This window comes from Aquidulcibacter paucihalophilus (assembly GCF_002105465.1).
GTDB classification, from domain to species: domain Bacteria; phylum Pseudomonadota; class Alphaproteobacteria; order Caulobacterales; family Aquidulcibacteraceae; genus Aquidulcibacter; species Aquidulcibacter paucihalophilus.
The window spans coordinates 20,949-47,004 of the sequence record NZ_NCSQ01000172.1; the positions used below are offsets into that span (position 1 = coordinate 20,949).

Below are 26,056 nucleotides of genomic sequence, written 5' to 3' on the forward strand. Positions count from 1 at the left end.
GCAGCACAAACCCGCATGTCTTTCAAATCTCAACTGAACAAGGAGTGAAAAATGGACGAAGAATTGATGCGCATAATTCATCAGGATGGCTATGCTCAAGTTTTAGTTGAACTGGCAGTTAATGTTGGCATGACCAAGGCCGCCGCCGCGGAAATGCAAACGAGCATGGCAGATATGTTCCTCGATCCGTCTGTCACCGGCGGGCGCCCGCCAGGCACTGTGCTGACTTCCGAGTTGGCGGATGGCCTGTCTTTTCATGCTAAGGTGGGCCTAAAACATATCGCAAACGCCGAGCAATTGGTGGGGCCGCCAAGAGTAAGGATATTCCCCAATCTCGGGCTAGCTCTTGGATACGTAGACGCAGCCGGGTTGGCAGGATTGGGGCAAGCTGCCTCTGTCGGCCGAGTCTTCCGAGCGGAAATGCCGAACTTGATCCGCCCGGTCCGCGCGCGCGCAGATGTAGCGCCGAACGGTATCAGTTGGGGTGTGCAGCGAATTGGCGCGCCGGCGCTTTGGGCAATGGGATTTCGTGGGCAGGGGGTCCTGGTCGGCCATGTCGATACTGGCGTGGATGGTCGCCACCCTGCGCTGCAGGGGGCCATCCAACACTTCGTTGAGTTCGACCTCAATGGCGAAGAAATGCCAGAGAAGGAGGCATGGGACTCCGACGATCATGGAACACATACAGCTGGAACCATAGCTGGCCGCCAAGGAACATTTGGAGCCTTCGGCGTTGCTCCGGAAGCGAAAATTGCCAGTGCGATGGTAATTGAAGGCGGCAACGTACTCGACCGTATTCTTGGTGGAATCGAATGGAGCGTAGACAAAGGAGCACAAATCGTAAGCGCTTCATTGGGCTTGCCAGGGCAAAGCCAAGTCTTCCAACCTCTTATCAACGCTCTGCGTCGCCGTAACGTTTTGCCAGTGTTCGCTGTCGGAAATGAAGGCCCAGGAACCAGCCGCTATCCTGGAAACTATTCGAATCTCTTGTCAGTCGGAGCCAGCGATTCCGGGGACAATGTGGCGGGATTCTCCGGCAGCCAACGATTCCTTAATCCTCCACGCATGGTTCCTGATATTGTTGCGCCAGGCGCAAACATCATCTCCTGTATTCCAGGCGGGAACTATGCAAGGCTGGACGGAACATCAATGGCAACGCCACACATCGCTGGGCTGGCCGCGCTGCTGCTATCGGCGGTACCGGGCGCATCAGCCAATGATTTGGAAGCGGCCATCCAAGACGCGGCCCAGCTTGTCGGCGGAATGAGCCCACAGCGGGCAAATAGGGGAATTCCAGATGGCTCTCGTGCGCTAGCACTGCTCCAACAACGATTGGACTTGGCTCCATGAAGTCCTTTCGTTAGACTGCAGTCATGGTCAAACATCCTAAGCTGGACGGAGAGATCGAAGCGGTGCTGAATCGGCTGGCATCTGGCTCGGAGCCGGGTCAGCCGGTTCCCGTTCAGATTTTCTTGGACCCAACTGTTGATGCCAATGGACTCTCAGAGTTTGTGCGTATGGCGCTGGAGTCTAGCGCTATACGCAATGGCTTTTCTGCAGAGATGATATCAGTCGGGAAGGCTCGTAAGCTGTCGCATTCAATTAGTGCAGTAGCTCCCGTAAAAGTGTTGCGAGAGCTTATGACAAAAGTAGGATTTACCGGCCTCTTGCCAGGAAACCTTGCAGCCGGAGAAGTGATGTTCAAACCAATCGACGAAAACCGCAAGTAACGCAGTTGATGCTTTCGTTCGATAATCAACATCTCATGAAATCAATTTCCCAACTGGTGACATCACAAGTTTGCCGTCGTTTCCAATGGAGTGGGAAACTGCTTCGGACTCGAACTCAATTTCCCCTCTTTTACTAATGTGAATACCGTAACTAGCCTCCATTTTGCTAAAGTAGCTTGTTTCTCTTTCTGGATTTGGCTTGTCACTGCTCATAGCTTTAAACCCTCCAATCGTAAGGCGCTTTACAGGTGCATTTAACTTTTACACTATTAAAGATAAGTCTTCAGCACAAGCGTTCATTACCAATTCTTCAACTTTTGGGAAGTTAGCGTTCTAACTAACTTCCGGAATGACTGATGTTGGGTTTACTGCTCAATTAAAGCCCTTTGCGCTTACAGGATCAATACAACGTCCACCAAAGAAGCCGTGAGCATAACCGGTTTGACCGAAAAGAGACCGCCTCATCTTCACTATTGGACAATTCAGTTCTAGGGTTAAAGGCTGAACACCAAGCCCCAATTTGCTAGATCGCGCGTTCTCCTTTTGATATCGATCGTGGGCTATTTTGAATGCCGCTGCCTGAGTGACTTGCAGTTACATCCCTGCGAGTTTGAACAGATAAAAATTGCGCTGCGCCAGAAATGGCCTTTCCTAAATTAGCTACTTCGACCATACTTGTGCCCTGGGCATGCCACCTTAGGGATGCCCAGTTAGCCATCTTGTGTCCAAGTTGAAACCCGACGCCGCTTTGCAAGCCATTCCATCACTTCATCCTGGTGGTAGCCGACCGTTTGATTGGTCAATTTGTAAAATGGCGGGCCTTTTCCAGAGCAACGTAGCTTTGCCAGGGTAGACATGGTCAGGCCCAGGAGTTCTGCGAGTTCCGGCGCTCGCAACAACGCCCTTGCGTCGAGATCGCCTAACGCGCGTCCATGATGTACGATCTCGCGTCTATGCGCCGAAGGCCGTCCTGGACGGCGAGGCGACTTCGATTCTTCGGGCGCAATTAGGTCATTGGCGGGCACGCTTCGGCTCGCTGCGTTGATCTGCGCAATGGGCTCTAAGTTTGCTGGCTTCACAATGAGGCTGGGCGGCAGTTCATTAATCACGACCGTGTTCTGTGATGGCGGCTCAGGTGCCTGCCAATCGCCAAACATATCAAGTTGGCCAGCAAGGCTTGCATCGGGCTTTCGTTTTGCCATGGTTTATCTCCCGTTGCCCGCACGACATTGCCTTCGATTGCGGATCCCGCGTCCTGCTGTCAGGGCGAGATAGCAATCTATGCCGTCGCGGACATAGTTTTGGGTTTCGTTGATATCGGGGACCCGGCCCAAACGGGCCACACGATTTGGACCCGAATTATAGGCGGCCAGCGCCAATCTTATGTCGCTGAACCGGCCGATCTGGATGGCAAGGTAACGAGCGCCTGCGCGCAGGTTTTCTTCGCTATCAAAAGCATCGCGCACGCCAAGCTCCGCGGCAGTTTCTGGCATCAATTGTGTCAGCCCTTGTGCTCCGACCGGACTTATGGCGCGGCTATCGTAGGCGCTTTCAATGATGACGAGCGCATGAAGGAGCTTCGGATCCAAACCTGTCTCGTTTGCGATCCGCGTAATCAGTCGATCAAGAGGCTGGTTGGACGGCAAAAGTCGTATATCTCTATAATCATCAGTAGACGGATTATTCGGGGAATTTGTTTTCCTTGGAGGGTGCGAGTAACCGGCAGCCGGCGGCACTGGAGCGGTGCCTGGATCTGTCGGGTCAACCAATCGCTGCCGATTTTCCAGACCCGAACTCGCAAAAAGAGTTCCCCCAGATGTTGCCCAATCGACTGGCTCGGCCAGCGCAAAGCTTGGTGTCAGCGTAGCGAGAGCCAGGCTCCCGGCCAGAATAAGCGGGACAAAGAAGCGGACTACCATGTGATAGCCGCCCGATAGATGCCAGCCAATTCACTCCGCGAGACTGGACCAATATAACGACTGTCAAAGCTTGCTGGATGGTCGCCAAGTATAAAGACCTCGCTGGTGGATAAGGTGCGGCAGCCATTCCAGGCCTGAAGAAGATTGCCTTGCCGATCAGAACGAGCAGCAGCCAAGGTTCTTTTGTTGATTGTAACTACCCTGTTGTGCCGACAAACAAGATCGCCGGAGAGCCCCGCCACCCGCTTGATCAGCATCGTATCTTTTGGATAGCCAAGCTTATTGCCCAGATAATTCCGGGCTGCGCTATTCATTGGCATCGCGATGATGTCACCACTTTTGAGATCAGCGACGTCGCCCACACGCAAATAGGCACCTTCGGCCATCGAGGGGGTCTCGTTTAGGATCACGGGCGGTTTCGTCTTGAGCTGGGGCGAAGCTGCGTTCGCAACAAACAAGCTTTGGACGAGCACAATCATAAGGAGAGGACTTGTGTTCATGGCGCAGGCTCCAAAATCAGATCGCGGGTCAGGAGCACCTGAACTCTGGATCCTTGAGCAATACGAATGGTCGGTTTGACTTCAAGCTCTCGGTCAATCAGGCGGCCGCCAACTCGGGCAGCCTCGATCGAAGCGGCATCGCCAGCATCGCCCATAAAGGAGCTGGACTTGCCATCACCGTCACGTCTTGCCGCTTCCCCCAATGTGGTGATCGCACCGGAAAAGAGCGCAGCAATCACCAATTGACTCAAACGCCGATCAACTCGTCCCGTTACACCGCCAGCCCCAGCGCTATCCACACCTGGTTCTTTATTGAGGATTAGGGAGCGCCCATCGGCGAAGATAATCCGTTCCCAGACTAGAAAGGCGCGGCGCTCGCCATAGGTCTGATCTCCATCAAACCGGCCCAGCAGTCGCGCTCCTTGCGGTATAAGCAAATATTGGCCTGAGACCGTATCAAATACGTTCTCGGTCACAAAGGCAACAACGCGGCCTTCACGCTGTGTATCTATGGCCGTCAGAAGGGCTGCCGGGATCACTGTCCCCGCCTTCAGTTCGTAGGGCGAAACGGGAGCGAGCATGGCGCGATCGCCATAGACGTCCTGATAATCCGACTTTCGTGCAACGCTTGGCTGATCAGCTCGGGCAGGAGGCATCGGGGCTGAAGCCGCGCTGATGACGGCGCGAGAAACAGGCTCGCCAAAAAACAAGCCTGACTTTCGCGCGAGGTCAGCTTCATTTGATCCTGAGTTGGACGCGGAGCCTGTTCGTGATGGCCCGTTTGATGGACGATATCGGCTTTCAGATGGTGCTCTATCAACAATCACACGCGATGGATGGGCAGGACCTGCATCAGTAATCGGATGAATGTCTGGCGCTATTTCAGCGTCTTCAATTGGCGGGCTGGTACCTGCCTTGGTCAGATCGGCATAGGTGACGGGATGATTGCTCAGCACATCGGCGGGTTTAACCGAGCCAGTGGGTGTCTGCTTGCTTTCTTCTCGGGCTTTTGCACGCGCATCCACCTGCAAGAAGGGTTCCAGGACAAAGACAAAAATCACTGCCCCACACATGATGGTCGCAGCACCGCCCAAGATAGACATCACCGCAGCTAGTCTGATCTTGACGGGCTTTGGCTCGTCCACCCGGGTATTGAGCGGCGCTTGGCCACCTTGCAACGGTGGGGTTGCTGCAGCCCGATCCACGGGGTTCAACAAAGGGAGCTCTAAATTTTCGCTCATGACCGATCTCCTCTGCGCTCGATTTTCACAATCTGGGGCCGCTCTCCGCCAAGGCGCAGCTCGGCTTTTTGGAAGAGGCGGTCGACGACATAGGAATTACCTTGCTTGCGCCAATTGACGAGTTGAGCCTCACCTTTCTCATTCATGACAAAGAGCGGCGGGGCCTCTGTCGTGCTAAGGCTCTCTGGAAAGGTGATGAAGGTCTGCCGACCGTCATTATGGACCGAAACCGGCGTCCACTCGGGCTTCCGCCAACCTGTCCGGATCCGATAGGCTTCAGGACCATGGGCTTTGAGAATTGGTGCTGGTGTTGCGGGCTTTGGATCTATCTCGGCAGGCTCCACTGCCACTTGGCTTGTGGGGGCCCGTGGCAGTGGATGGGTCCAGGACACTGCCGCATTAAAGGCTTCGCTCTCGCCTGATGCTTTAAGCGCGAGCAGGTAAACGCGCCGGTTTGTGGTCACGACCATATTGGTGGCAAGGCCCGCCCGATATGGTTTGATGAGAAGATGGGTTTGGACGGTCTCGGCTTCACCAGATGTCGTATCACCAATCATCCAGCGCTCTGTATCACCAGCTGCCTTGCTGATGATCTTCTCGCCGGGCTCCAGACTAAGCGCCGTTATGCGCATCGGTGCCGTCCAGACTTCATAGACACGGCCTGGCTCATAGCCAAAAACTTGAGCGGCATTCACAAAACCATCGGCTCGCGAGGGTGCCAAGGCTTCGGCATTAGCAGCCCGAATGGCGGCTGGACCTACTTTGGGCGTGCGGGCTGCTTGAGTTTGAACCGTGATGGGAGCTGTTCGGGCTTGGGGACGTCGCTTTGAGCTCCTGGCCTTTTTGGGGCTATGGGCGCGCGAATGGCTATGAGCTTCGCTTGAGCGTGCTTTGGCACCTGCATCGCTTGGTATAGCCAGCGGCACGGACAGGGTCAGAAGCAGAGCAAGGCCGCTAGCATAAGCCGTGGCTTTGCCCATGATTATTGAGCGTCGAGTGTCCATGAGATGTCCTCGATTTTGATGCCAAGTGGATTTTTCATAAGCTCGGCTTCAGAGCGCGGTGGCTCGAAGCGCACGGTGACAAGCGCGCGCCAGCGTTCAGCTCCGCCGCTCATGCCATTGGTGAATTTCTCTTCCCGCCACTGAATGTCGAACGTCTTCTCAGAACGCGCGACAACATTGAGAATACTGACCGCGATGGCCTCGCGGCCTGCATTGGCGAACGGGTCATGTTCTTGAGCCCAGGCATTGAGATACGCGGCAGACTTGGGTGTAGTAAAATCATAGGCTCGCATGAAGTTCTGACGGATCAGGACCGGATCGACGCTTCTTCCGCGTACATCAGCGATCCAGCGCGACAGCGCAAAAGAGACTTGGGCTTCATTGGGTCGATAAGTCTGATCAAGGGCAGTGATCTTTTGCGTCTGGCCCCAGCTTGAAACCTCCACAATGAAAGGTTTGACGACCGAGCGTTGGGCTTGAACCCACCAGCCAGCGCCTAAGAAGCCCGCAAAGATAAGCGTTCCAAAGGCCATATTCCGCCAGTTGCGGGCATGTGCGAGCGTGAGACCCATGCGGTCATCCCAAACCTGGCCTGCCCGCTGATAGGGCGTGGCTATTGGCGTCGCAGACAGAGCCTGATTACCGACTGGCTTAGGCTTGAAGAAAGCATGCATGATTAGTCCTCCTCACGGATGGATGGGCTTAAGGAGCCCGAGTTTTCGTTGGCAGGTAGAAGCTGGCGCGCCGTATTGGCGGCAAAATAAGCGCTTAAGGCCTTGGACCTTCCCGCATGACTTTGCGGAGTATGCGCTGGAAATCGGTGATAGCGCGTTGGGCTATTGGATGACTGAGCGCCTGATCTCGCGCTTCCAGTGCCCGTTTGAGATGCAAAGCTGGATGAAGTTTGGCTTGGGACTGAACCTTGATCGGAACTTGTCGCGCCTTCAGGTGAAGGAGATGCTTGGGCTGATCCTTTAGATGACCCAGCAGAACTCACCGGTAGGTTTTTACCCCTTTTGGGGTATGCCGCGTCGCCACTACCAGAATTTGGCGCTTCTTGACCTGAATTCTTACCCCAAAAGGATGAAGCCGAGCCGCCATTACCTGAATTACTCGATGATGAGCTTGCCAAATTACCCGCGCTGTTGGCTGCGCCGCCCTTAGGACCAGATCCGGCCGGACTAGAACCGTTTGAGCCACCGCCAGGATTTTGTGGTGGACGCCCTGCGCCCGCTCCAGCTGCTGCCCGGGCTGACGAGGCGATTTGTGATCCTGCTCCGCTTGCTGCACCCGCAGCAGCTGCTCCTGCTGCCGCAACGCCAGCCGCTGCCATACCAGCAGCACCGCCAACAGCGAGCCCGCCGACAGCGAGTGCGCCGGCTCCAAGGGCAGGGCCACCCGACACAAGGGCTGCGGCCAGATTGGGGGCAAAGAGCGAAAGCATGGCAAGAATGATTGCCGCCGTCAGGATCGTCATTGCTTCATAAATATCAGGCTCGGGACTTGGGGTGAGTTGGGCAAACACGGCCTGTGCACCGGATATGACGATGGCGAGTGCCAAGACTTTCAGGCCCGAAGAAACCACATAACCAAGTGGCCGCTCGGCCATAAAGGCTGTCTTCGACAAAATGCCGAAGGGCAGAAGTATAAAGCCGCCAAGCGTGACGATCTTGAACTCAAGCAGGGTCACGATGATCTGGAGCGCAAGGACCGCAAAGGCGATCATGATACCCAACATGGAGATGCCGATGATGATCGCATCGATCAGATTGCCGATCACATCGAGCGGGTCTTCAGTTGTTGTGGGCGAGTCACCCAAGGCTTTGACAATCTGCCAGCCGGTCTCGATCACTGCCCCAGGGTTCAAGAAGTCCGCTGAGGATATCGAGCCGCCGCCTGCAGTCAGTCCTAGTTGGAGGAAGCCCGCAAAGATCGTCTCGGACAGGCCTTGCCAGTCGTTGATGATGTAAGCGAAAGTGCCGATCAGCAGGATTTTGGAGAAGGCCCCGGCAAGCGCATCGCGATTGGATGATACCGCCCATTGAATGCCGGTTAGGGCGACGACCAGAGCAATCATCAGACCGAATATGCCATTGACCGGACCGACTAGCTGGCCAAAGCCCGCTGTCACCGTGTTCGAGAACACGGCCATCAGATCATTGGTGGTTTCAGAGGATACGGCCACGGAAAGCTCCAATCACAGTTCTGCTTGCTCGCGCCTGCTAGTTGCGGGCATTGGGCAAAGGGTTGAATTTGGGCGGGGCGGGTTTGGCTGCGGGGCGGGTCCAGTTGCGGCGATGGCCGTCGATGGCTTGTTGGCGTTCGGCAGCGCGCGTGGCGGCCTCCTGAGCCGCCAATCGCGATTGGGCCGCCATCAAGGCCTGCAAGCCTTCCAGCTGCTCGGACAAAACCCCAAGCGCCTGGACAGATGATTGAATGGCCCCGGTTTCGCCTTCAGCAGCACGGGAAGCGGAAATCGCGCCAGCCATTCTTTGGCTTCTGGCCCCTCGACCTTCTTCCAGCGTGGCAGCCGTGCGCGCTAAATCCTGGGCGGTTTGGCGGGAGATCTCGATCCTTCGAGAAGCTGCTTCAAATCGCTCCATGGCGGTTCGGGCAGCCTGATTTGTCGGGTACAAATCCTCAAACTGGCGATCGAGGCCGCGCACAGTTGAAGCCAAGCCGCGAGCTTGGCCGTTGAGTTCGTTCAAGGCCCGCATCGCCTCACCAATTTCGGCCGAATGGTCATAAGGGCTTTTGGCAAGCGAGCGAATCTGCGCCGTCAATTGCTCGGTCTGGACCCGGATTTGTTCAAGTGCGCGAGCAGCGGTCAGCACATTTTGAATATGATTGGTCGGATCATAAACGACCATCGCGGCAACAGGTCCCGGTGCCATGAAGGAAGCACCGGTCAGGAGGAAGGCAAACGCGGTAGCAGCCCCAAAAAGGCGTGCCTTAAAGTTACGATGCGGCATGGATTATTCCTCCTGACTGATTGGCGGCAAAATCATTGGATAGAGGCAGGCTCTGGTCATTGGCCGGTCGGGCCTCGTCCAAGAGGGCATCAAAGAGCGGATCAACCCCGTTCAGGCCCTTCGCAGCGAGAAACGCTCTTGCAAAGGCGGTCTCGTCAGAAGTGGTGGGCAGGCTGACGAGGATGTGCTCGATCAGCTTTTGGTCTTCAGGGCTTGAAGCCCCGCAGACCGCCAAAGCGGCACCAGATAGTTTGAGATCAAACATGCGCCGGCCACGGGGTTGGCGCACATAATAAGATCGCTTTGGTGCGGCATAGGCCAGGAGTTCGAGCTGTCGCTTATTGAGGCCGAACAGACGGTAGAGGTCAGCGCTGGCGGGCTCCAAGGCGCGCGGATTTGGTAAGAAGATCTGGGTCGGACAGCTTTCAATCAAAGTTGTCGCAATGGGCGAGCGTACGATGTCATCAAGGCTTTGAGTAGCAAAGACGACCGCCACATTCTTCTTGCGCAAAGTCTTGAGCCATTCCCGGATCTTCGCGGCAAAACCTGTTTCGCCCAGAAATAGCCAGGCTTCGTCGAGGACAAGCATAGTTGGGCTTCCGTCAAAGCCGCGTTCGATTTCATGGAACAGAGCCGTGAGGACTGGACCGACAGCCGAAGGTGTCGCCATCAAATCTTCGGTTTCAAAAGTCTCGAAGAAGCTTAAACCTGTTGGTGCTTGGTCGGCATCAAGGAGTGCCCCATGTGGCCCTTTGAGCGTGAAGGGCTCAAGGGCTGCACTGACATCGCGCATTTGGCAAAGCGCTTGAAAGATCGACAATGTGCGCTGTGACTTGGGGGATTGTGCCAGCGATCCAAGCGCCGCCCAAATTTCTTCCCGGTGCTTGGGTGTGATCTGGATGCCTGCTGCTGCAACCGTCTCCGCGATCCAATCAGCAGCCCATGCCCGCTCGTTAGTCTCATCAATGCGGGCAAGGGGCTGAAGGGCAAATTGGCTGACAGGACCAAGGCCATGCCAGCGGCCCCCGGCAGCATGGGTGACAGCACGTGCTGACCTGCCCTTATCGAAGAAGATAACTTTGGCCTCTGGGTAGCGGAGCCATTGAAGCGCCATAAAGGAAAGGAGCGCTGATTTACCAGCTCCAGTCGGGCCAGCGATCGTCGTATGGCCAACATCACCGACATGAAGGCTCAGTCTGAATGGGGTTGCGCCTGAGGTCTCGGCGATCAACAAAGGCGGCGTGGCGAGATGACTGTCTTCTGGCGGCCCTGCCCAAACCGCCGAAATGGGCAAGAGGTCACAGAGGTTGAGCGTCGAGATCATAGGCCGACGCACATCGGCATAAGGTTCGCCGGGCAAGCTTCCCAGCCAGGCTTCAACCGCATTGAGGTCTTCTGTTGCAGCGACAAAACCCTGCGCATTGAGGCTTGCCTCAATCATGCGTGCCTTATCAATCGCTCTAATTTCAAGCCTGTCCGTCACCGTAACGGTCAGGGTCAGATAACCAAAAGCGCAGACCTCCGCACCGAGTGCTTCCAGTGCCCCATCGCATTCGTCCGTTTTGGCAGTCGCATCACTATCAACCAGCGGCACATCTTCTTTTGTGATGGCCTCGCGCATCAGCGTGCCAATACCTTTGCGCTTGGCAAACCAGCGCTTGCGTAATCTCAGGAGCTCGGTCTCCGCACCGGCCTTATCGAGTGCAATCCACCGGGCAACCCAGCGATAGGCAAACGGCAATTGGCCAAGCGCGTCGAGGAGGCCAGGCAATGTCTTTGCGGGAAACGAGCGCACGCCAACAACGCGCAGATGTTGGCTGCCGAGTTTGGGTGCGATGCCGCCTTGAAGGGCGGTATCGGCTAATTGCGCGTCTAGAAATACCGGGGTTTCCGGAACCGCGATGGAATGGTCTTTGGTTGAAATTGTTGAATGCAAATAGGTGAGGGTCTCTTCATCTGTCATCAGTCGCGCTTCAGGCAGTGCATCGGCCATCAGATCCACGAGAATACCGATCTCGCGCTCGAATAAAGCCAGCGTCTCGCGCCAATCGCGAGCGGCATTGGTGGTGCGGTTCTCGAAGAGAAAGCTCTGTGCGCGGCGCGCTTCATCGGGAGGTGGGAGCCAAGTCAGGGTCGCGACATGATCGGTTTCGAACGAATTGCCAGCTTCATCAAATAAAGTCCGTCGTTCGTGATCAACCAGCCAGGCAATTGGTGTGGCAATTTCAGAATGCGGGTAAGGGTCTGCAGCCCTTCGACGGGCTTCCAGATGCAGGCACCAGCCAGTGCCAAGGCGCTTCAACATATTATTGAGGCGCGCTCGAACCGCCATCAATTCTTCTGGCGTCGAGCTTTCAAGATCAGGGCCGCGAAAGCGCACACAAGCACTAAAACTGCCATCCTTGTTCAGGATGACGCCGGGGGCCACGAGTGCAGCCCATGGCAAATGGTCAGCAAGGCTGATCGGCTTTTTCCGATATTCATCCAGAAAGCGCATGACTTCTCACTCCCGGGCGGCTTTGGCCCCCAGTTTTGGTTAGAATTGCAGGTTACGGATTGGGCTTTAGGGGATTAGGCTTGAGGCTAGCCGATCAGGCCCCAAAATACCCTGGCAGGGACAGGTGACGCCTCAAGACATCCAAAAATCTCGGATCGGTCTTGGCGCACCAAAGTCCTATGGCGTGCGCGACCCCCCACCAGATCAGGCCAAGCCACCAAAGTTTGAGTGCCAGCCCCAAAACGAGCGCCAATGTTCCCATGAGGATCGCATATTCGCGCGGCAGGCCTGCAAGCAGGATCGGCTGGGTCAAAGATCCCGCTAGAGGTAACTCATAGCCTTCGGGTCGATCAGGATGAAATGCACGCATGGGAGCGTCCTTTCAAAACGGGCTTTGGGTCGCTTGATCAGCCGATCACTGCCCCGCCACCAAAACCGAAGAAGCCCATGAAGAAGCTTGCTGCTGCAAAGGCAATCGCCACACCGAAGAGGATCGAGACGCCGCGCCGAAGACCGGAGCCCGATTCAGAGAAGGCAACACCCAGACCAAATATGGTCACGGCAATGACGCCACCAGCCTGGGCCACGGGACCCGTAAAGCTTCCAACGACTTGTTGAAGGGGACCTTCCCAAGGCATGCCGGTGCCACCGGCAAATGCTGGCGTGGCGAGAGCTGCAGCAAAAGCTGCCAAGCACGCAAGACGGGCGACTTTTCCAATATCATTCTTTGAGGAGTTCATCTTCTTGCTCCAAATCGGGACGGATACTGTCCTGTATTTGGCTATGCATAAGTTGTGCCAACTTCACCAATAAATTTCAAATTATATAATGGTTTAGATGGTAAATCTGGGTGGCTTAAATGCCTGTATCGGGCCCATGCATGCACAGGTCCGGTAGGTAAAGTTCAGGGGATCGCGGGCGCGATTTTGGGCTTGCCATCCGAGTTCATTCACCCGATCTGGCGCATTTGATAAATACCGTTCTCCTCTCCTGAAACTTCAAGCAAGCCCTCCACACGCCGCCCCTCACGGGTGCGCGCAATGTGGATGACAAGATCAATCGCCTGACCAATCGCGCGGCGCGGAACATTCGTCGCGACTTCGCTCGTAAGGTCTTCAAGGCGCAATAAAGCTTCGAATGCACTATTGGCATGAATGGTTGAAAGCCCGCCTGGATGTCCGGTGTTCCAGGCTTTCAAGGTTTCAAGCGCTGCAGCACCATCGCGCATTTCGCCAACGACAATGCGATCCGGCCGCAAGCGCAAACTATCGCGCACCAGATCAACCACGCCAATCAGTTTTGGGGTTCGACGGGTAAGGAGCGCAACCTGATCCCAAGCCGAACATTGGAGTTCGGGCGTATCCTCGATCAGAATGACGCGCGTATCCCTAAAGGCGGGTAGGGCAAGGATGGCATTTGCGAAAGTGGTTTTGCCTGAAGAAGTACCCCCGGCGATGAGGATGTTTTTACGTTCTAGGGCTGCTGTCTCAATAATGATTTTCTGGGCGGGGCTAAGACTGCCCTCGGCCAAATAATCATCGAGGGTAAAGATACGCGAAGGGCGCTTGCGGATCGAGAAGGCGGGAGCCCGGCTAACTGGCGGCAAAGCTCCTTGAAAACGTTCGCCGGTTTCTGGCAGGACGCCGGATAGGCGCGGATCTTCGGGCAAGACGGGCTCGCTCACATAATCGGCAATCAGGCGAATGACCCGGTCGCGGGCTTCAGGGGCTAGAGTGCTGCCCGTGGCTTCCCGGCCAGTCCCGATTTTATCTAAGATTAGTTGGCCATCTGGATTAGCGAGGATTTCGACGACATCGGGATCAATTAGGGCAGCCAAAGCAACCGGACCCAGAGCGTGGCGAAGGGCCTCAAGGCGACGCTCGGCTATGATAGGATGATCACCGAGTTTCGCCATTTTGATTATGCCTCACTGGACCAAGCCGGTGGGAGGCCTTCATCGGCTGGATCATTGGCAGGCTCTGGTGCTGACCTTGCTTCATTCTGGTTTGGTGTGGGCTTTGTTGGACTGGCACGTCTTACCCGCTCTGCCACCTCACCCATCAGGACCTGTAGGCTGTTCTCGACACTGGCCCGATAGGGGGCAGAGCGTTCCTCATCGGCTTCAGGGAACCGCGACACGAGGATCTTAAGCGTCACAAACAGCATCTCTTCAATGATGATGAAATCGCGGGAACTCAGCCGCATATGATCAGAAAGCCTGCGCTCAAGCGCCAAAAGTCGGTCATGGGGATCTGCACTGATCCGGCTTTTAAGCCCCTTTGCAATCATCAGGGCCGCAGCCTGGCTCAAGCTAATCCGATTGATCCTAGCCTCGCGTTCAAGCGCCGCGCTTATGTTTTCGTCGCCCATATAGACTTGCAAACGCGAGGGTGGGACTTTGGATTTGACTTTATTCGAGGCGGTTGCGCGTGCAGCCATGGGCTTTATCCTTCTCTTAGACCTGCCAACTGCTCGCTCGCAGAGGGGAGGTTGTCATTGTGAATCGGCGCGACGGTTTCTTTATACTCAGCGTTCGCAGCCGGTTTAGGCACGGCGGTCTCGCTGCGTGGCGTAAACTCGCTCGGTGTGGGTTTGGCATCTGCCTTGGTTTCCGCGAGATCGGCCTGTTGGCGCTCGCGGGCCACATCTTCGCTAAATTTGACTTTGGACGGATCGCCGTATCCAAATGGTGTACGTCCTGCCCAAGGATGGGCGGGCCTTTCTGGCGTATCTAGTTTTTCCGCCTGTTTGTAGGCTGGAATCTTTGCCCGTTTCTTCATCCAGCCGATCTGGTCGTATCGGACTTTGGTTAGCCGGTAAGGTCTATGGCCTGCAATGAACACAAGTTCATTCCGGTCTGGCAAAGAACCAATCTCGCTTGGATCCAGGAGGGGCCGCTCATACTCACCAATGCTGGTTGAACCGCCATTCTCGGTATAGTTATGCGGGAGGTTGGCGCTCGACCTCGTCGCGGTCGTCATGCCGGTGAGTTTCGATACTTTTTCCCGCGTCAACGGATCGAGTGCGGCAAAGGCAACATAAATATGGGCATTGTCGATAAAGCCATTATGCGTGCCATAGACACGAGAGATATCATTCAGGCTTTGGGCGATGAATAGGCATTTGATGCCATAGCCCGACGCTAGGCGCACAACATCTTCAAAGAAATCAACTTTGCCAAGAAGCGGAAACTCATCAAGCGCCAACAACAAATTATGCTTCTTAAGCAGTCCGTCGCTGTCGGCCTCAATGTAGGTTGTGAAAGCCGTAGCCGCTAACTGAAAGAACATTCGGACAAGCGGCTGAAGGGACTTCAGGTCACCGGGAGCGATTTGTACATAAAGGCTCACGGGTGCGTTCGCGCACATCAAATCTCCCAAGCGAAAGTCACTGGTAGAGACAGCGTTTTCCACGTCTTCGCCAACGAGCCAAGTCAGATAGGAACGCACCGTCATCTGGACGCTCTTTCGGCCCTTTTCATGGGTGAAGGCATAAGCGGTTGCGATATCATGCACGAAGGGATGGACTTCGCCCCGTCCCGATCCGCCTTTAACATGCCAAGTTGACAGCATGGCGCGGACCGTCTCGTCGAGATTGGCGGTGAGGCGCTTGACCTCAATCAGCGTTTTGGGTCCGTCACAATGAAGTACATGGACGATCAATGCTGACAGCATTTCCCCCGCCTGCCGGTCCCAGAAATCCTGGCTGGCTGAATTGCCCTCATGGTTCACAAGGATCTTCACCAGTCGCTGAACTTGCGCCAGACAATCTCGCCCCGGACTGATCTCTGCCAGTGGGTTAAATCGCGCTGTCGCTGGATTGCGGGGATTGAAGAAAAGGACAGGCCCCTTCCGGTGGCGATAGCCGCTGGTTATGTCCCAAAGCTCACCCTTTGGATCAAACACGAGGGTTGAGGCATTCCAATTGAGCAATGTGGGCACAACAATCCCGCGTCCCTTGCCGGACCTTGTACCGCCAGTGACCAGAGCAGGTCGCAAATCAGGGCTCACCAAAAGCCGCGGCCACATAAACCAGTCCGTGGCGAAACTTGGCGGCTCTATCCGCCCAAGAATGACACCTTCATCTCTACCAAGGCCAGCCTTGATCAGATCCTTTGGATTGCCCCAGCCTCTGGCGCGTCGTCGAGTGTTTTGACCGCCTGCGAGGCTAACTCCCGAGGCGCTTGTCGGTGCATCGAAAAGGCGAACGAGTAGGCCGCCAAAGGCAATGCCCAGAATGATTGCAGGCACTCCGAGTTTCAGAACGGATTGATAGGCAGGCCTGTCGCCCCATTTCTTCTGCCACAAGAGGATGTTCCATGGCGGATAGAATCTGGGTGTGGGTTTGGCTCGAGAATGCTCGCCAATCGCAATGCCTTTGCCCAGTGCCGGCTGATACTGATAGCGCCAGGCAACAATCTGGGTGGCGGCTGAAAGCCCGATAAGGGCTCCAACTCCAAGACAAGCGATCCGCGTACGAACTCCCATCCCTGTCTCCCCCATTAAGGACACAGAGAAAGGTCTTGCGTCCCATGGTTGACGCGGCTTGGCCGCACAGGCGGTCTCGCCGCAGGAAATTGCCCCAGCATAGATCGTGCCAGTTCAAATATTGGTTTGCACCCTGAGATAGGCAGTGCAAGATTAGTATATTTAATGTTTAATTACAATGAGTTAGCAGGGTGGTTGCATATTGGAGCTTTGGCTCGCTGTCCTGAGATGAAGGCCCAAAAATCCTGATTTGGCACAGCACGTGTGCCTCTCGGATCGGGTCAGAATGACTGATTAACCATGGTGTAGTTGCCGTCACATGCCGACGAATGGATGAGAGCCATGCCAGACCCTGTTTGCCGTCAAGCCACAAGGGCGTTGACGGCCGCACCTTCTTGTCTGGCTGGGTGCCTATTGGTTCGCCGGCATGGTGCGCGGCGGCCTCTAGGAGGTTAACATGTGACAATCGTTCTTCACCCAAACCATCCGCCAGAAATTGCTTGCGAATGGAGCGCGTTCCGCCGCTGGCGAGGTAATTGATCCGATCCCTGTGGTGAAGATCTTTACCCCAGACGCAAATGCCACTTGGCTCCTGACCGAGATTGATCCTAACAATCCCGATATTGCCTTTGGTCTGTGTGATTTAGGGCTTGGTTGTCCTGAGCTTGGGTCGGTTAGTCTTAGAGAAATCAAGCGTTTGCGAGGTCCGCTTGGCCTGGCCGTAGAACGAGATCGGCATTACGGTGAGACGCGTCGGTTGAGCGAAATCGCCAAAATGGCTCGGCGTGCGGGCAGGGTTTCAGCGTGAAGCCATGCAAGTGGACTTGAACCCTGCCGTACGAGCGCCAAAAGCATCTTTGTGATAGATAAAGCCCCTTGCTCCAAAAGGGCGATTCGAATAGAACAATGCAAGAACATTTGTCACTCTTGGATTTGCACCGAAACGCGATTCCTGTTCGAAAGACAAAGCCAAATAGGGAAGTGCAACATGTTAACATCAGTCGAGCTATGTGCAGGTGCTGGCGGACAAGCGGTTGGCCTTGAGCAAGCTGGGTTCGATCACACGGCACTGGTTGAGATCGACATGCATTGTTGTGCGACACTGCGCGCAAATCGCCCACATTGGAATGTGATCGAAGACGATATCCGTCTCTTCAAAGAACGCGCTGCCGAATTTGCCGGAATTGATCTTTTAGCGGGAGGGCTGCCATGCCCACCCTTCTCCGTTGCCGGCAAACAACTCGGCGCAGCCGATGAAAGAAACCTGTTTCCAGACGCAATCGACATTATTGATGCGACCCGTCCCCGCGCCATTATGATTGAGAACGTTCGGGGTTTCCTTGACGCGGTATTTCAGGATTATCGCGAAGGCTTGAAACGACAGCTTGAGAAGCTTGGCTACAAGACCGAATGGCGGCTTTTGAATGCATCTGACTTCGGTGTACCTCAGCTACGACCCCGCGTCGTGATTGTTGCAATCGAGACTTCATCTGCTGAACATTTTGATTGGCCCACGCCACAGCCACACAACCCCGCCACAGTTGGAGCCGTTCTCAAAGACATGATGGCAGCAAACGGTTGGATTGGTGCCGCTACTTGGGCAGCACGCGCCGACGAAATTGCTCCAACAATTGTTGGTGGCTCAAAGAAGCATGGTGGACCAGATCTGGGACCAACGCGCGCAAGAGCAGCTTGGGCGGCTCTTGGCGTAAATGGCAAAACCCTTGCTGCCGATCCTCCGGAAGCTGACTTTGTTGGCATGCCTCGCCTGACTGTGCCGATGGTTGCCCGCATTCAAGGCTTTCCAGACGACTGGAATTTCATTGGCCGCAAAACCGCCGCCTATCGTCAAGTCGGAAACGCTTTTCCGCCGCCCGTTGCACGTGCCGTCGGCGAGAAGGTTTGTGCCGCACTCACAACCAAGCGAGTCCACGCCCTGCGCGCATAGATTCGACCAGATTTTTAAGCTGTGTCACACTCCAATCCAATTGGTTGGAGAATCACTCAGCGTGCGCGCAAACATTCCGGTCAGCCTTGTCGTTCCGGGGCATCAAGACTTTGAAGTCACCTCAGCAATTCTCAACGAACTTGACCAACGAGCTGGCGGGCCCGGCAGGCTTGCTCAGGATGTCCCAGCGCTCCTCAGGGAAGTCATTGATGATGTCATTCAAACACCAAGGACCGGACGCAGGTCCTATGACGAACTCGAAAAGACCGAAAAGACCTACATCGGGACCCGCGTAGAAATCATGCTGCGAGCGCTTTTGTCGCTTCCACGGGGAAAGCTCGACGCTTTAATCGCTGGCATCGACACCGATATCAAGCATACTATGGGCAACAATTGGATGATCCCGAGCGAGGCGATCGGACATCCTTGTATCCTTGTAGCGGCCGATGAGATCCGATCACGCTGTTATCTAGGACTCTTTGTCGCGCGACCTGAATATCTAACAGCTAGCGCCAATCGAGATGCCAAGAAGAGCATATCCGCTGCAGGATTTTCTCATATTCGCTGGATCTTCGCCGATCATCCCTATCCCCCAAATTTCTGGCGGACAATCCCAAGCACGTCGGTAGATCGCATTGTCTCAGGCCGTACCGGCAATGAGAGGGTCATGGCACTATTCCGCGAGGTCCAAGGCATTCCGATTTCGCGCGACACGATTGAGAGTGTAGCTCGCCAAAAAGACTTTATGCGACGCATTCGCTCCGACGATGGCAATGGCACGCGCGACCTTTTGAGGAGCGATGGCATTCTCCTATTGTCGCAAAAAAAAGATAAAAAACTCATCCAAGAGCTTAATCTGCCCATGGGGGATTTCATCAGTTATATGCCCAGGACGGATGACGAGAAGCAAGCTGCCAGACGAGCAGGATGGCGCATCTAATGATAAGTCTGGGGGCACGTCTGATCCCTTAGAAAGCATTTCTTTCTGATCTCATTGTGAGGGCCATTTTAGACAAATCAGCACGGCCCCATGCAACAAGATAACAATTGAATGGCCTCCTTTACCGCAATCGAAGTCGGAAGACTTCGGGTCCACCTCTGGGACCAAGCCTGCTATCCCTCCCAGGCACCCCCTGCGCGCGCCTTGCGAATGCCCCCGTCCACCCCAGGCGCGTAAGGGACGGCTCGCGCCTCTTCGCCCTTGCGCGTCTGGTTTGGCGTGGGCGGGTGAGATGATTGCCGCGCAGGCGGTCCTGGTGATTGATATCCAACACTAGGAACTCCCATAGGGAGATTAGTCTTATGTCTCACGTTCAAATGTTACCTTTGAAGGCTTTACAGCCCTCCCCTCTCAATGCCCGCCGCATTGATAAGAAAATCGCCATCGATGAATTGGCAGCTTCAATTGAAGCTCATGGTCTGTTGCAAGGCCTAAGTGTCGTCGATGTCGGTTCAGGCAAATATCAAGTATCCGCTGGTGGTCGTCGTTTGGCTGCCTTGAAGCTCTTGCTCAAACGCAAAGCCATCACGTCTGATTTTGAAGTGCCCTGTCAGATTGTTCCTGCTGACTTGGCCGAAGAAGCATCCTTGGCCGAAAACGTCCAGCGTGTTGCCATGCACCCCTTGGACGAAGTTGAAGCCTTTGGTCGCTTAGCTGGTGAAGGCCAAACAGAAGACGCTATCGCTGCCCGCTTTGGGGCAACGGTCCGTCATGTTCGTCAAAGACTGGCCTTAGCGGCGCTATCGCCCACCTTGAAAGAAGCATTGCGAAAAGGCGAACTTGGCCTTGATGCAGCACGCGCCTTTTGTCTGATAGCCGATCATGAGCGACAAGATGCGGTCTTCGCCATCATGACCAAGCCTGTCAGCAATGCCTATGCTGTTCGGTCTTATCTCACCCAAGGAGCCGTGCGGGTCACCGACCGGCTCGCTAAGTTTGTGGGTGTTGAAGCCTATGAAGAGGCTGGTGGCATTGTCCGTCGTGACTTGTTTGACGACAGCCTAGTCTTCCTCGATAGCCCGGATCTCTTAAATGAACTCGCCACAGCCAAGCTCGAAGAAATGCGTGCCCCACTCCTTGCTCAAGGCTGGGGTTGGGTGAGCTTCAATCTGGGAAATGGCAGAGCCGATGGTGGCTCCATGCACCGCATTCGTCCCGAATGGCATCAGCCGACCGAAGAACAAAAGGCTGCCGCGCATGTGATACGGGAAAGAGCTAATCAGATTGAACAAGCACTAGCGTCTGATCCATCAGATGAAGCTCTCATCGCGGAACTCAAAAGTCTCCGTGTCAAAGCCCATGCAATGGCAGAAGCCTTGTCCTTCTTCGATCCAGAAAAGAAGGCGCTAGCCGGTTGTGTGATCTCAATCGATTTTGAAGGGCATCCAGATACGATCCTCGGCATTGTCGCCAAGGGTGATCAGAAGAAGATAGCTCGGATCGACGCACGACGTGACGCCGAAAAGGCCAAAGCTGAAGCCGAACGAAGCCGTGAGAAGGAACGCCTTGAGGCTGAGGCAATTCCTGCACCTGAGCCTGTGGCGTTTACACCCTCTCCTGATGGTGTGACCGTGCTCGCAATCGATCCTGCAGCGGGCACGGCTCGCATTGCCGGTCAGAGCACTGGCGAAACTGACCCTTCAACGGAAGCCGTCTCATCAAGTGCTAGGAATTCTGAAGAAATCATCGCAACCAGTCTCGAAGAGCGGCCACCTTGGGAAGAAGATGAGCCTGCGCCAATCAACGCTTCAGCTTTCACGCAAAAGACTTTGAATGAACTCACCAGCGCACGCACGCGCGCCATTCGGGCGCATCTGTGTGAGGCACCCGATGTGGCCTTGGCCCTTTCCGTCTATACATTAGGGTGTCACTTCATGGCGCTGACTGGCCCTGTCGGTATGAGCATTCATGCCTTTGTGTGTCACTCGTACTCAGATGCGGAAGCCCTCGCCTCCAAGCGTGACACCTTGAAAGCATTGGACCTCTATGAGGAAAATTGGTTTGACTGGTGCTTGGCTCAAGGACCAGAGATCTTGCTTCAAACCCAAGCACTCCTAATCGCTTCCACCCTTGATCTCAGTCATAGCGGCAACACCCCCATCTGTCGCCGCAAGCAAGAAGTTGCCGATACCCTTGCTACCCGTCTCCAAGTCGACATGACCAAATGGTGGGCACCAACTTCGGACTTCTTCATGGGCCTAAACAAGGCTCAGATTACCGTTGCGATCATGGAAAGTCCCGCAGTCTTGGAATTGCCAACGGCCAAGGATCGTGAGGCGTTTGAGGCGACGCTTGCCTCCAAGCGCAAGGATGAGTTGGCGCATTTGGCGGCGCAAACTCTAGACGGGACTGGCTGGTTGCCCAGCGTCATCCGAACGGATGGGTTGATCGACGTGGCTGATCCAGATGAGGTGTCGGCTTTTGAGATCACTGAGGAAGGCCTGGCCGCTTTGGCAAATGTCGAGGCGGTAGAGCCAGATCTTCAATCCGTGGGAATCGCAGCGGAGTAGACGGGTAAATCTAACTACCAATAAATAGTGCTGCGCGCTGGAAGATCGGCGCGCAGCACAAGTTTAATTCCGATATGTCCCAAACATCTTGCGGCGATCCCTGCCGGCCAACTCAACTTGTTCGAGGCATAGCAAAGCTTGCGACATAGAAAAACCCAAGCAGTAAACTGAGAATATATGGCTCGCCGTCATTAAAAGACTGCCCGTGAGCCCAAGCATTTCGACGGTGCCCCAGTCTTTGGAAAAGGGGCGGCGCTGGTTGACCGCCGCCAATATCAGGTCGCCTCAGAAAATGATCAAAGCGACCCAATGCATACTTGTGATCTTCATCCAGATTTAACGTGAGGATTTGCATCTTATCGGAGAAAGAGCTCACTGATTGCTTACGTTTTATGGATTTTGGTTTGCCATCTTTATCAAGTAGACCAGCCTCTGCAGGAATCTCGATTAAAGCCTTCCCGCTATCATTCCAAGCATTTGTCCACTTTTGCGCAATAAACTCCAAAAGTGGAAATGCAGCCAAAGTTGATAGTGCCTCCCCATTCTCGCTATCTATATGCGGCCCGAGCGACCCTCCGAAAATCCACCTTTGGACGAGAAGTGCATTTACTAGCCGCCATCGGTAGATCACTTCTTCCGAGTAAATCTCATTAGTTTTAAGCTCAGCGGTCATGATCCTTGCAAAATTCTGAAGGTGGGTTTCATCAAGACGGTAGGATATTCGAGGGCCGCCAAAATTGCTTTCCCAACGTTTGAACTTCGCAGGTATTGCTCTGTTTACATTGGCAAATGCCAGCATATCTTCATAAATCGACTCTGCGGAAAATTCTTCCATTCCGACCCCCGCTAAATAGAGCTTAAAATATCCGTGATGGTCATTCGAGTTCCTGCCATGAGATGCCATTTCTAAGCAACGGGCTTTCGAGGAATAGCAACTCTGCCGTAGGCCAAGATAGTACGGCTTCAGCGCATTCATCTGACTCCTCTCGATAGCCCCCCATCGGCCCAAAATCCCTGCACCCCTGCCAGTCCGCCCGCAACCATTCGGTCGGGCGCTCACGCTTCCGCCCCGGTCTGGACCAAGCGAGACTACCGGGGTGCGGGCGGGCAATCAGGGGTGCGGTTTGTTGATCCCGGCCGATGGGGCAGCGCGAACTCATGGTGAGTATCGCGTATCGCAAGATCCCATCGGCGGAGGTCTCCGCTATGTCATTTGCAATTTCTGCTTCCCGTAATTCCCGCATTTCATCAGCGTCCGATGAAGTTCGTCTGACACCCCATGAGCGTGTCACAGCCCAAATTAGTTCTCTTCTCGAGCGCGGTGTTCGCCCTTGGATCAAGCCATGGGATGATATTGCCCCGCCTGATGCTCTGGTCTTGCCCTTGCGCTCGTGTGGCACACCCTATCGCGGGATGAATATCATTGCCCTTTGGGCTGCCGCTTTGGAAAGTGGTTTCAGGTCACGCCATTGGTTCACCTTCAAACAAGCCTTGGCCATGAAAGCCTGTGTCCGCAAAGGTGAGCGCGGGTCTTTTGTCGTCTATTATGCCGAAGTAGGCGATAAGTCAGATGGTGATGGATCGCCCTCGCGGGCTCCCAACGCCAAAGGTGCCAAAGGCGAAGAGACTGGTGAATCCCGGCGTATCTTGCGCGGCTACACCGTCTTCAATGCCGAGCAAATCGATGGTCTGCCAGAAACCTTTCATGCGCCTTCAGAGATACCCACTGTTCCGCGCACTCCATTCACTATCAGCGAAGATGAGACCCGTTGGGCTTCCCTGTTCGCGCGCATCCCCGTCACCCTTCGCCATGGTGGCAATCGGGCCTTCTATTCCAAGGCCGCTGACTATATCCAAATGCCCCTTCGCGAGGCGTTTCGCGATGGCACCCAATATTGGGCAACGCTTGCCCACGAGACCGCCCATGCCTCACGACACGAGACACGCCTCAATCGCGATTTCGGTCAGACCCGCTTTGGCGATGCAGGCTATGCATTAGAGGAGCTCGTTGCAGAGCTTGCCAGCGCCTTCATCGGGGCCCACATCGGCCTTCCCGCTGATCACCTTGAAGATCACGCCGCCTACATTAATGAATGGCTCAAAGCGCTTGGCGACAATCCATCAACGTTTTTGACTGCTGCGAGCAAGGCCCAGGCTGCCGCTGATTGGGTGTTAGGTGAGATGGGTGCTGTGGACCTAAAAGCGCTCCCCTAGCGCAGCAATCGTACAATCTTGTTATAGCCCCTTTCCATGCCCAGTTACGGGGTCCAATTTAGTAATTCGCAGAGCCTGGCGCCAAAGGCTTGTCAGGGCTGTAAAATCTGCAATAGTCCGTGCTGCTGAGCATTAAAAGTCGAACATTTTTAGCAATTCAATTTTGGGCTTCAGCCAATTCAGGGGTCAATGGTGGATGCTGAAGCCGCTAAGCTAGAATACAGCAGTCTGAGAGATTTCGTAGCAGAGGAATGCTCAAAGCGGCTGCGAGCCTATGAGGCGCAGCCGCGGGATGCGGCCGAGCATTTCGAAACCGAGAATGAAGTTCTGTCCGGCGGTTACGCATATCGGCAGCTATTTGAACTCGTCCAGAATGCCGCTGATGCAATTCTTGAGGCCGGAGAATCGCGCGGTAGAATCCATGTGCGCCTTGCGCCTGATCGACTAGAAGCTGCAAACACCGGAGCTGCTTTAGATGAAGGAGGAATTGTTGCACTACTAAATGCGCGCAGCTCCCCAAAGCGAGGCAATCAGATTGGCCGATTTGGGATCGGGTTCAAGTCGCTTCTAAAGTTGGGTGGCCAAGTTGACTTAGTATCCAGATCCGTGGGTTTGAGGTTCAGCCCTGAAGCGTGCCGCAACCGCATTCGCGATCACCTTGGCTTGGCACCGAATGCAAGCGCACCAGGCATGCGGCTTGCAGAAGTGCTGGATCCAAAAGCGACGAACAGCCCACTTACTGGTGCAGGCAAGTGGAGTTGGGCAACTACTGTCGTATCAGCAGAGATTGCTGACCAATCTGCATTCGAGCGATTGCGCAAAGAGTTCGCGGAGTTTCCTGCAGAGTTTCTCCTGTTCCTCTCATCCGATATCTCACTCGAACTTGAAGTAGTAGGTGACGAGCCTCGTCGTATCACAAAGAGACTCGAGGACGGGGTCGCTGTGGTGGTCGATGGCGCGATTGAAGCAAAATGGCGGGTGTTCGATACAAGTGTAAATGTAGAGAGCCAGGAAGCTCGATCGGACGCAACTCACATTCAGGCGCGAGATCAGGTCCCACTGACATGGGCGGTACCGATCGCCGGCCGCGAGCAAGCCGGTCGTTTTTGGGCTTTCTTCCCCACTGAGACACCGAGCCGTGCTGCTGGGATTCTAAACGCACCTTGGAAACTCAACAGTGACCGCACAAACTTGATCCGTGGCCCATGGAATGAGGCGATTATGCAGGAGGCGGCCGAGTTGATCGGTGAATCGCTTTCTGCGCTGCCTACTGCAGACGATCAAGGTGCCGCTTTAAGTGCATTCCCTCGCCAGCCAGAACGGCAGGACGAGATAGCAGGCCCGCTGATCAGTGCACTTTGGGACCGGATCGTGTCATCCAAAGTCCTTCCTAATGTGGATGGATCCCTAACCAAACCGAGTGAACTTATGCGGCATTTTGTGGAAGTCGCGGAGGTATGTAACTCTTGGGCAACCCTTGCCAACGTCAGTTCGAGGCAAAGCTTCCTACATCCGGACTGCTATGCCTCGGAGGCAAGGTTGTCCCGCCTGAAAGCACTTGTGCTGGAGGCTAAGCAACGCAACGTCACTGTTCTTCCTAAGTCACCGGCTGTGGACTGGCTGGACTGTATCGGAAAAACTGACTTGGCCTCGGCGAAACAGGTTCTAGCTTTCGTTGGAGATTTGCTAAGTCGAAGAAATGATTACCAACTTTATTTTGTTCCAGAAGCGCGAATAATACTGACTGCTGAGGGTAAGTTAGCCACACCTTCAGAAGCGGTGATCGTGTCCGGAGCGCCCGCACCTGCTGGCTTCTTTGTGGTCAACAAGGATATTGCTTCGGATCCATTATGCAGAGAAATTCTTGTCAATCAGATGGATGTGAAGGTTCTTGCTGCAGATTCTTGGGCAGCAGTCCTTGAGGCTTCGCTTGATTCCGCTGAAGCGTCAGATGCTTCAGAAGATTGGGCAAACTTCTGGCGCAACGTAGCTGCTGTCCGTCATCAAAACATTTGGCACAGATTTGGCTGCGAC

Annotated in this window: 24 protein-coding genes; 8 read left to right on the forward strand and 16 right to left on the reverse strand. The window is 54.8% G+C overall.

Translation table 11 applies throughout. The features are described 5' to 3' along the window. Positions 1-51: 51 nt before the first annotated feature. Positions 52-1,350 (forward strand): S8 family peptidase, encoded by a 1,299-nt coding sequence (locus tag B7364_RS15990; protein ID WP_085341051.1) that lies wholly within the window; start codon positions 52-54, stop codon positions 1,348-1,350. 23 nt (positions 1,351-1,373) lie between these two features. After that, on the forward strand, positions 1,374-1,730 hold the full coding sequence (locus B7364_RS15995; RefSeq protein WP_085341052.1) for a hypothetical protein: 357 nt from the start codon (positions 1,374-1,376) through the stop codon (positions 1,728-1,730). 33 nt (positions 1,731-1,763) lie between these two features. On the opposite strand, the gene B7364_RS17945 is transcribed toward B7364_RS15995, so the two are convergent. From B7364_RS17945 to B7364_RS16065, 15 genes are all read right to left on the reverse strand, one after another. Further along, positions 1,764-1,943: a hypothetical protein gene (locus tag B7364_RS17945; RefSeq protein ID WP_157893756.1), complete on the reverse strand. Its 180-nt coding sequence runs from the start codon at positions 1,941-1,943 to the stop codon at positions 1,764-1,766. A gap of 497 nt (positions 1,944-2,440) precedes the next feature. After that, a complete protein-coding gene (locus B7364_RS16000; RefSeq protein ID WP_085341053.1) occupies positions 2,441-2,932 on the reverse strand; it encodes a helix-turn-helix transcriptional regulator in 492 nt (163 codons plus the stop codon). Positions 2,933-2,935: 3 nt separating this feature from the next. Next, complete coding sequence (locus tag B7364_RS18285) at positions 2,936-3,649, reverse strand: lytic transglycosylase domain-containing protein (protein ID WP_085341054.1); 714 nt, start codon at positions 3,647-3,649, stop codon at positions 2,936-2,938. Further along, the gene (locus B7364_RS16010) at positions 3,643-4,149 is read right to left on the reverse strand and encodes a S26 family signal peptidase (protein WP_085341055.1); all 507 of its coding nucleotides are present in this window, start codon (positions 4,147-4,149) and stop codon (positions 3,643-3,645) included. Before B7364_RS16010 ends, B7364_RS18285 begins: the two co-directional genes overlap by 7 nt. Then, on the reverse strand, positions 4,146-5,390 hold the full coding sequence (locus B7364_RS16015; protein ID WP_085341056.1) for a TrbI/VirB10 family protein: 1,245 nt from the start codon (positions 5,388-5,390) through the stop codon (positions 4,146-4,148). Before B7364_RS16015 ends, B7364_RS16010 begins: the two co-directional genes overlap by 4 nt. Further along, entirely contained in the window at positions 5,387-6,394 is a 1,008-nt protein-coding gene (gene trbG, locus B7364_RS16020; protein ID WP_085341057.1) for a P-type conjugative transfer protein TrbG, read from the reverse strand. Before trbG ends, B7364_RS16015 begins: the two co-directional genes overlap by 4 nt. Continuing rightward, on the reverse strand, positions 6,373-7,068 hold the full coding sequence (trbF, locus tag B7364_RS16025) for a conjugal transfer protein TrbF (RefSeq protein ID WP_085341058.1): 696 nt from the start codon (positions 7,066-7,068) through the stop codon (positions 6,373-6,375). The genes trbG and trbF overlap by 22 nt, the downstream gene beginning before the upstream one ends. Before the next feature lie 2 nt (positions 7,069-7,070). After that, positions 7,071-8,579, reverse strand: coding sequence for a P-type conjugative transfer protein TrbL (trbL, locus tag B7364_RS16030; protein ID WP_232780932.1), 1,509 nt, complete (start codon positions 8,577-8,579; stop codon positions 7,071-7,073). 37 nt (positions 8,580-8,616) lie between these two features. Next, positions 8,617-9,366: a hypothetical protein gene (locus tag B7364_RS16035; protein ID WP_085341059.1), complete on the reverse strand. Its 750-nt coding sequence runs from the start codon at positions 9,364-9,366 to the stop codon at positions 8,617-8,619. Continuing rightward, positions 9,353-11,863 carry a conjugal transfer protein TrbE gene (gene trbE, locus B7364_RS16040; protein ID WP_085341060.1) on the reverse strand — a complete coding sequence of 837 codons (2,511 nt, stop codon included), beginning with the start codon at positions 11,861-11,863 and terminating at the stop codon, positions 9,353-9,355. Before trbE ends, B7364_RS16035 begins: the two co-directional genes overlap by 14 nt. Before the next feature lie 94 nt (positions 11,864-11,957). Then, positions 11,958-12,233 carry a VirB3 family type IV secretion system protein gene (locus tag B7364_RS16045; RefSeq protein WP_085341061.1) on the reverse strand — a complete coding sequence of 92 codons (276 nt, stop codon included), beginning with the start codon at positions 12,231-12,233 and terminating at the stop codon, positions 11,958-11,960. A gap of 37 nt (positions 12,234-12,270) precedes the next feature. Next, positions 12,271-12,603 carry a TrbC/VirB2 family protein gene (locus B7364_RS16050; RefSeq protein WP_085341062.1) on the reverse strand — a complete coding sequence of 111 codons (333 nt, stop codon included), beginning with the start codon at positions 12,601-12,603 and terminating at the stop codon, positions 12,271-12,273. Positions 12,604-12,812: 209 nt separating this feature from the next. Then, positions 12,813-13,778, reverse strand: coding sequence for a P-type conjugative transfer ATPase TrbB (trbB, locus tag B7364_RS16055; RefSeq protein WP_085341063.1), 966 nt, complete (start codon positions 13,776-13,778; stop codon positions 12,813-12,815). Between the two features lie 5 nt (positions 13,779-13,783). After that, positions 13,784-14,302, reverse strand: a complete 519-nt coding sequence (locus B7364_RS16060) for a hypothetical protein (protein ID WP_085341064.1) — start codon at positions 14,300-14,302, stop codon at positions 13,784-13,786. 5 nt (positions 14,303-14,307) lie between these two features. After that, positions 14,308-16,350 carry a type IV secretory system conjugative DNA transfer family protein gene (locus tag B7364_RS16065; RefSeq protein ID WP_157893757.1) on the reverse strand — a complete coding sequence of 681 codons (2,043 nt, stop codon included), beginning with the start codon at positions 16,348-16,350 and terminating at the stop codon, positions 14,308-14,310. Between the two features lie 484 nt (positions 16,351-16,834). Here B7364_RS16065 and B7364_RS16070 point away from each other — a divergent pair, with 484 nt between their 5' ends. The 4 genes from B7364_RS16070 to B7364_RS16085 all read left to right on the forward strand — a co-directional run bounded on the left by B7364_RS16070 (position 16,835) and on the right by B7364_RS16085 (position 21,808). After that, on the forward strand, positions 16,835-17,158 hold the full coding sequence (locus B7364_RS16070) for a DUF2958 domain-containing protein (protein WP_085341066.1): 324 nt from the start codon (positions 16,835-16,837) through the stop codon (positions 17,156-17,158). A gap of 180 nt (positions 17,159-17,338) precedes the next feature. After that, positions 17,339-18,298: a DNA cytosine methyltransferase gene (locus tag B7364_RS16075; RefSeq protein WP_085341067.1), complete on the forward strand. Its 960-nt coding sequence runs from the start codon at positions 17,339-17,341 to the stop codon at positions 18,296-18,298. Between the two features lie 61 nt (positions 18,299-18,359). Then, a complete protein-coding gene (locus B7364_RS16080; protein WP_085341073.1) occupies positions 18,360-19,238 on the forward strand; it encodes a NaeI family type II restriction endonuclease in 879 nt (292 codons plus the stop codon). A gap of 362 nt (positions 19,239-19,600) precedes the next feature. Continuing rightward, positions 19,601-21,808 (forward strand): ParB/RepB/Spo0J family partition protein, encoded by a 2,208-nt coding sequence (locus tag B7364_RS16085; RefSeq protein WP_085341068.1) that lies wholly within the window; start codon positions 19,601-19,603, stop codon positions 21,806-21,808. A gap of 112 nt (positions 21,809-21,920) precedes the next feature. Here B7364_RS16085 and B7364_RS16090 read toward each other — a convergent pair whose 3' ends face one another. Further along, entirely contained in the window at positions 21,921-22,643 is a 723-nt protein-coding gene (locus tag B7364_RS16090; protein WP_085341069.1) for a hypothetical protein, read from the reverse strand. Between the two features lie 371 nt (positions 22,644-23,014). Between B7364_RS16090 and B7364_RS16095 the strand changes: the two genes are divergently transcribed. Further along, entirely contained in the window at positions 23,015-24,022 is a 1,008-nt protein-coding gene (locus B7364_RS16095; protein ID WP_198534299.1) for an ArdC family protein, read from the forward strand. A gap of 192 nt (positions 24,023-24,214) precedes the next feature. Continuing rightward, a partial coding sequence (locus tag B7364_RS16100; RefSeq protein ID WP_198534300.1) for a sacsin N-terminal ATP-binding-like domain-containing protein occupies positions 24,215-26,056 on the forward strand: 1,842 nt, incomplete at its 3' end.

Bases quoted from the DNA above. Each gene is read 5' to 3' on its own strand.
- B7364_RS16060 (WP_085341064.1), bottom strand. From the start codon at position 14,302: ATGGCTGCACGCGCAACCGCCTCGAATAAAGTCAAATCCAAAGTCCCA.
- B7364_RS16095 (WP_198534299.1), top strand. From the start codon at position 23,015: ATGTCATTTGCAATTTCTGCTTCCCGTAATTCCCGCATTTCATCAGCG.
- B7364_RS15990 (WP_085341051.1), top strand. From the start codon at position 52: ATGGACGAAGAATTGATGCGCATAATTCATCAGGATGGCTATGCTCAA.
- B7364_RS16015 (WP_085341056.1), bottom strand. From the start codon at position 5,390: ATGAGCGAAAATTTAGAGCTCCCTTTGTTGAACCCCGTGGATCGGGCT.
- B7364_RS15995 (WP_085341052.1), top strand. From the start codon at position 1,374: ATGGTCAAACATCCTAAGCTGGACGGAGAGATCGAAGCGGTGCTGAAT.
- trbB (WP_085341063.1), bottom strand. From the start codon at position 13,778: ATGGCGAAACTCGGTGATCATCCTATCATAGCCGAGCGTCGCCTTGAG.
- B7364_RS16075 (WP_085341067.1), top strand. From the start codon at position 17,339: ATGTTAACATCAGTCGAGCTATGTGCAGGTGCTGGCGGACAAGCGGTT.
- B7364_RS16050 (WP_085341062.1), bottom strand. From the start codon at position 12,603: ATGAACTCCTCAAAGAATGATATTGGAAAAGTCGCCCGTCTTGCGTGC.
- B7364_RS16045 (WP_085341061.1), bottom strand. From the start codon at position 12,233: ATGCGTGCATTTCATCCTGATCGACCCGAAGGCTATGAGTTACCTCTA.
- trbE (WP_085341060.1), bottom strand. From the start codon at position 11,863: ATGCGCTTTCTGGATGAATATCGGAAAAAGCCGATCAGCCTTGCTGAC.
- B7364_RS16090 (WP_085341069.1), bottom strand. From the start codon at position 22,643: ATGGAAGAATTTTCCGCAGAGTCGATTTATGAAGATATGCTGGCATTT.
- trbF (WP_085341058.1), bottom strand. From the start codon at position 7,068: ATGCATGCTTTCTTCAAGCCTAAGCCAGTCGGTAATCAGGCTCTGTCT.
- B7364_RS16010 (WP_085341055.1), bottom strand. From the start codon at position 4,149: ATGAACACAAGTCCTCTCCTTATGATTGTGCTCGTCCAAAGCTTGTTT.
- B7364_RS16000 (WP_085341053.1), bottom strand. From the start codon at position 2,932: ATGGCAAAACGAAAGCCCGATGCAAGCCTTGCTGGCCAACTTGATATG.
- trbG (WP_085341057.1), bottom strand. From the start codon at position 6,394: ATGGACACTCGACGCTCAATAATCATGGGCAAAGCCACGGCTTATGCT.
- B7364_RS16065 (WP_157893757.1), bottom strand. From the start codon at position 16,350: ATGGGAGTTCGTACGCGGATCGCTTGTCTTGGAGTTGGAGCCCTTATC.
- B7364_RS17945 (WP_157893756.1), bottom strand. From the start codon at position 1,943: ATGAGCAGTGACAAGCCAAATCCAGAAAGAGAAACAAGCTACTTTAGC.
- B7364_RS18285 (WP_085341054.1), bottom strand. From the start codon at position 3,649: ATGGTAGTCCGCTTCTTTGTCCCGCTTATTCTGGCCGGGAGCCTGGCT.
- B7364_RS16085 (WP_085341068.1), top strand. From the start codon at position 19,601: ATGTCTCACGTTCAAATGTTACCTTTGAAGGCTTTACAGCCCTCCCCT.
- B7364_RS16035 (WP_085341059.1), bottom strand. From the start codon at position 9,366: ATGCCGCATCGTAACTTTAAGGCACGCCTTTTTGGGGCTGCTACCGCG.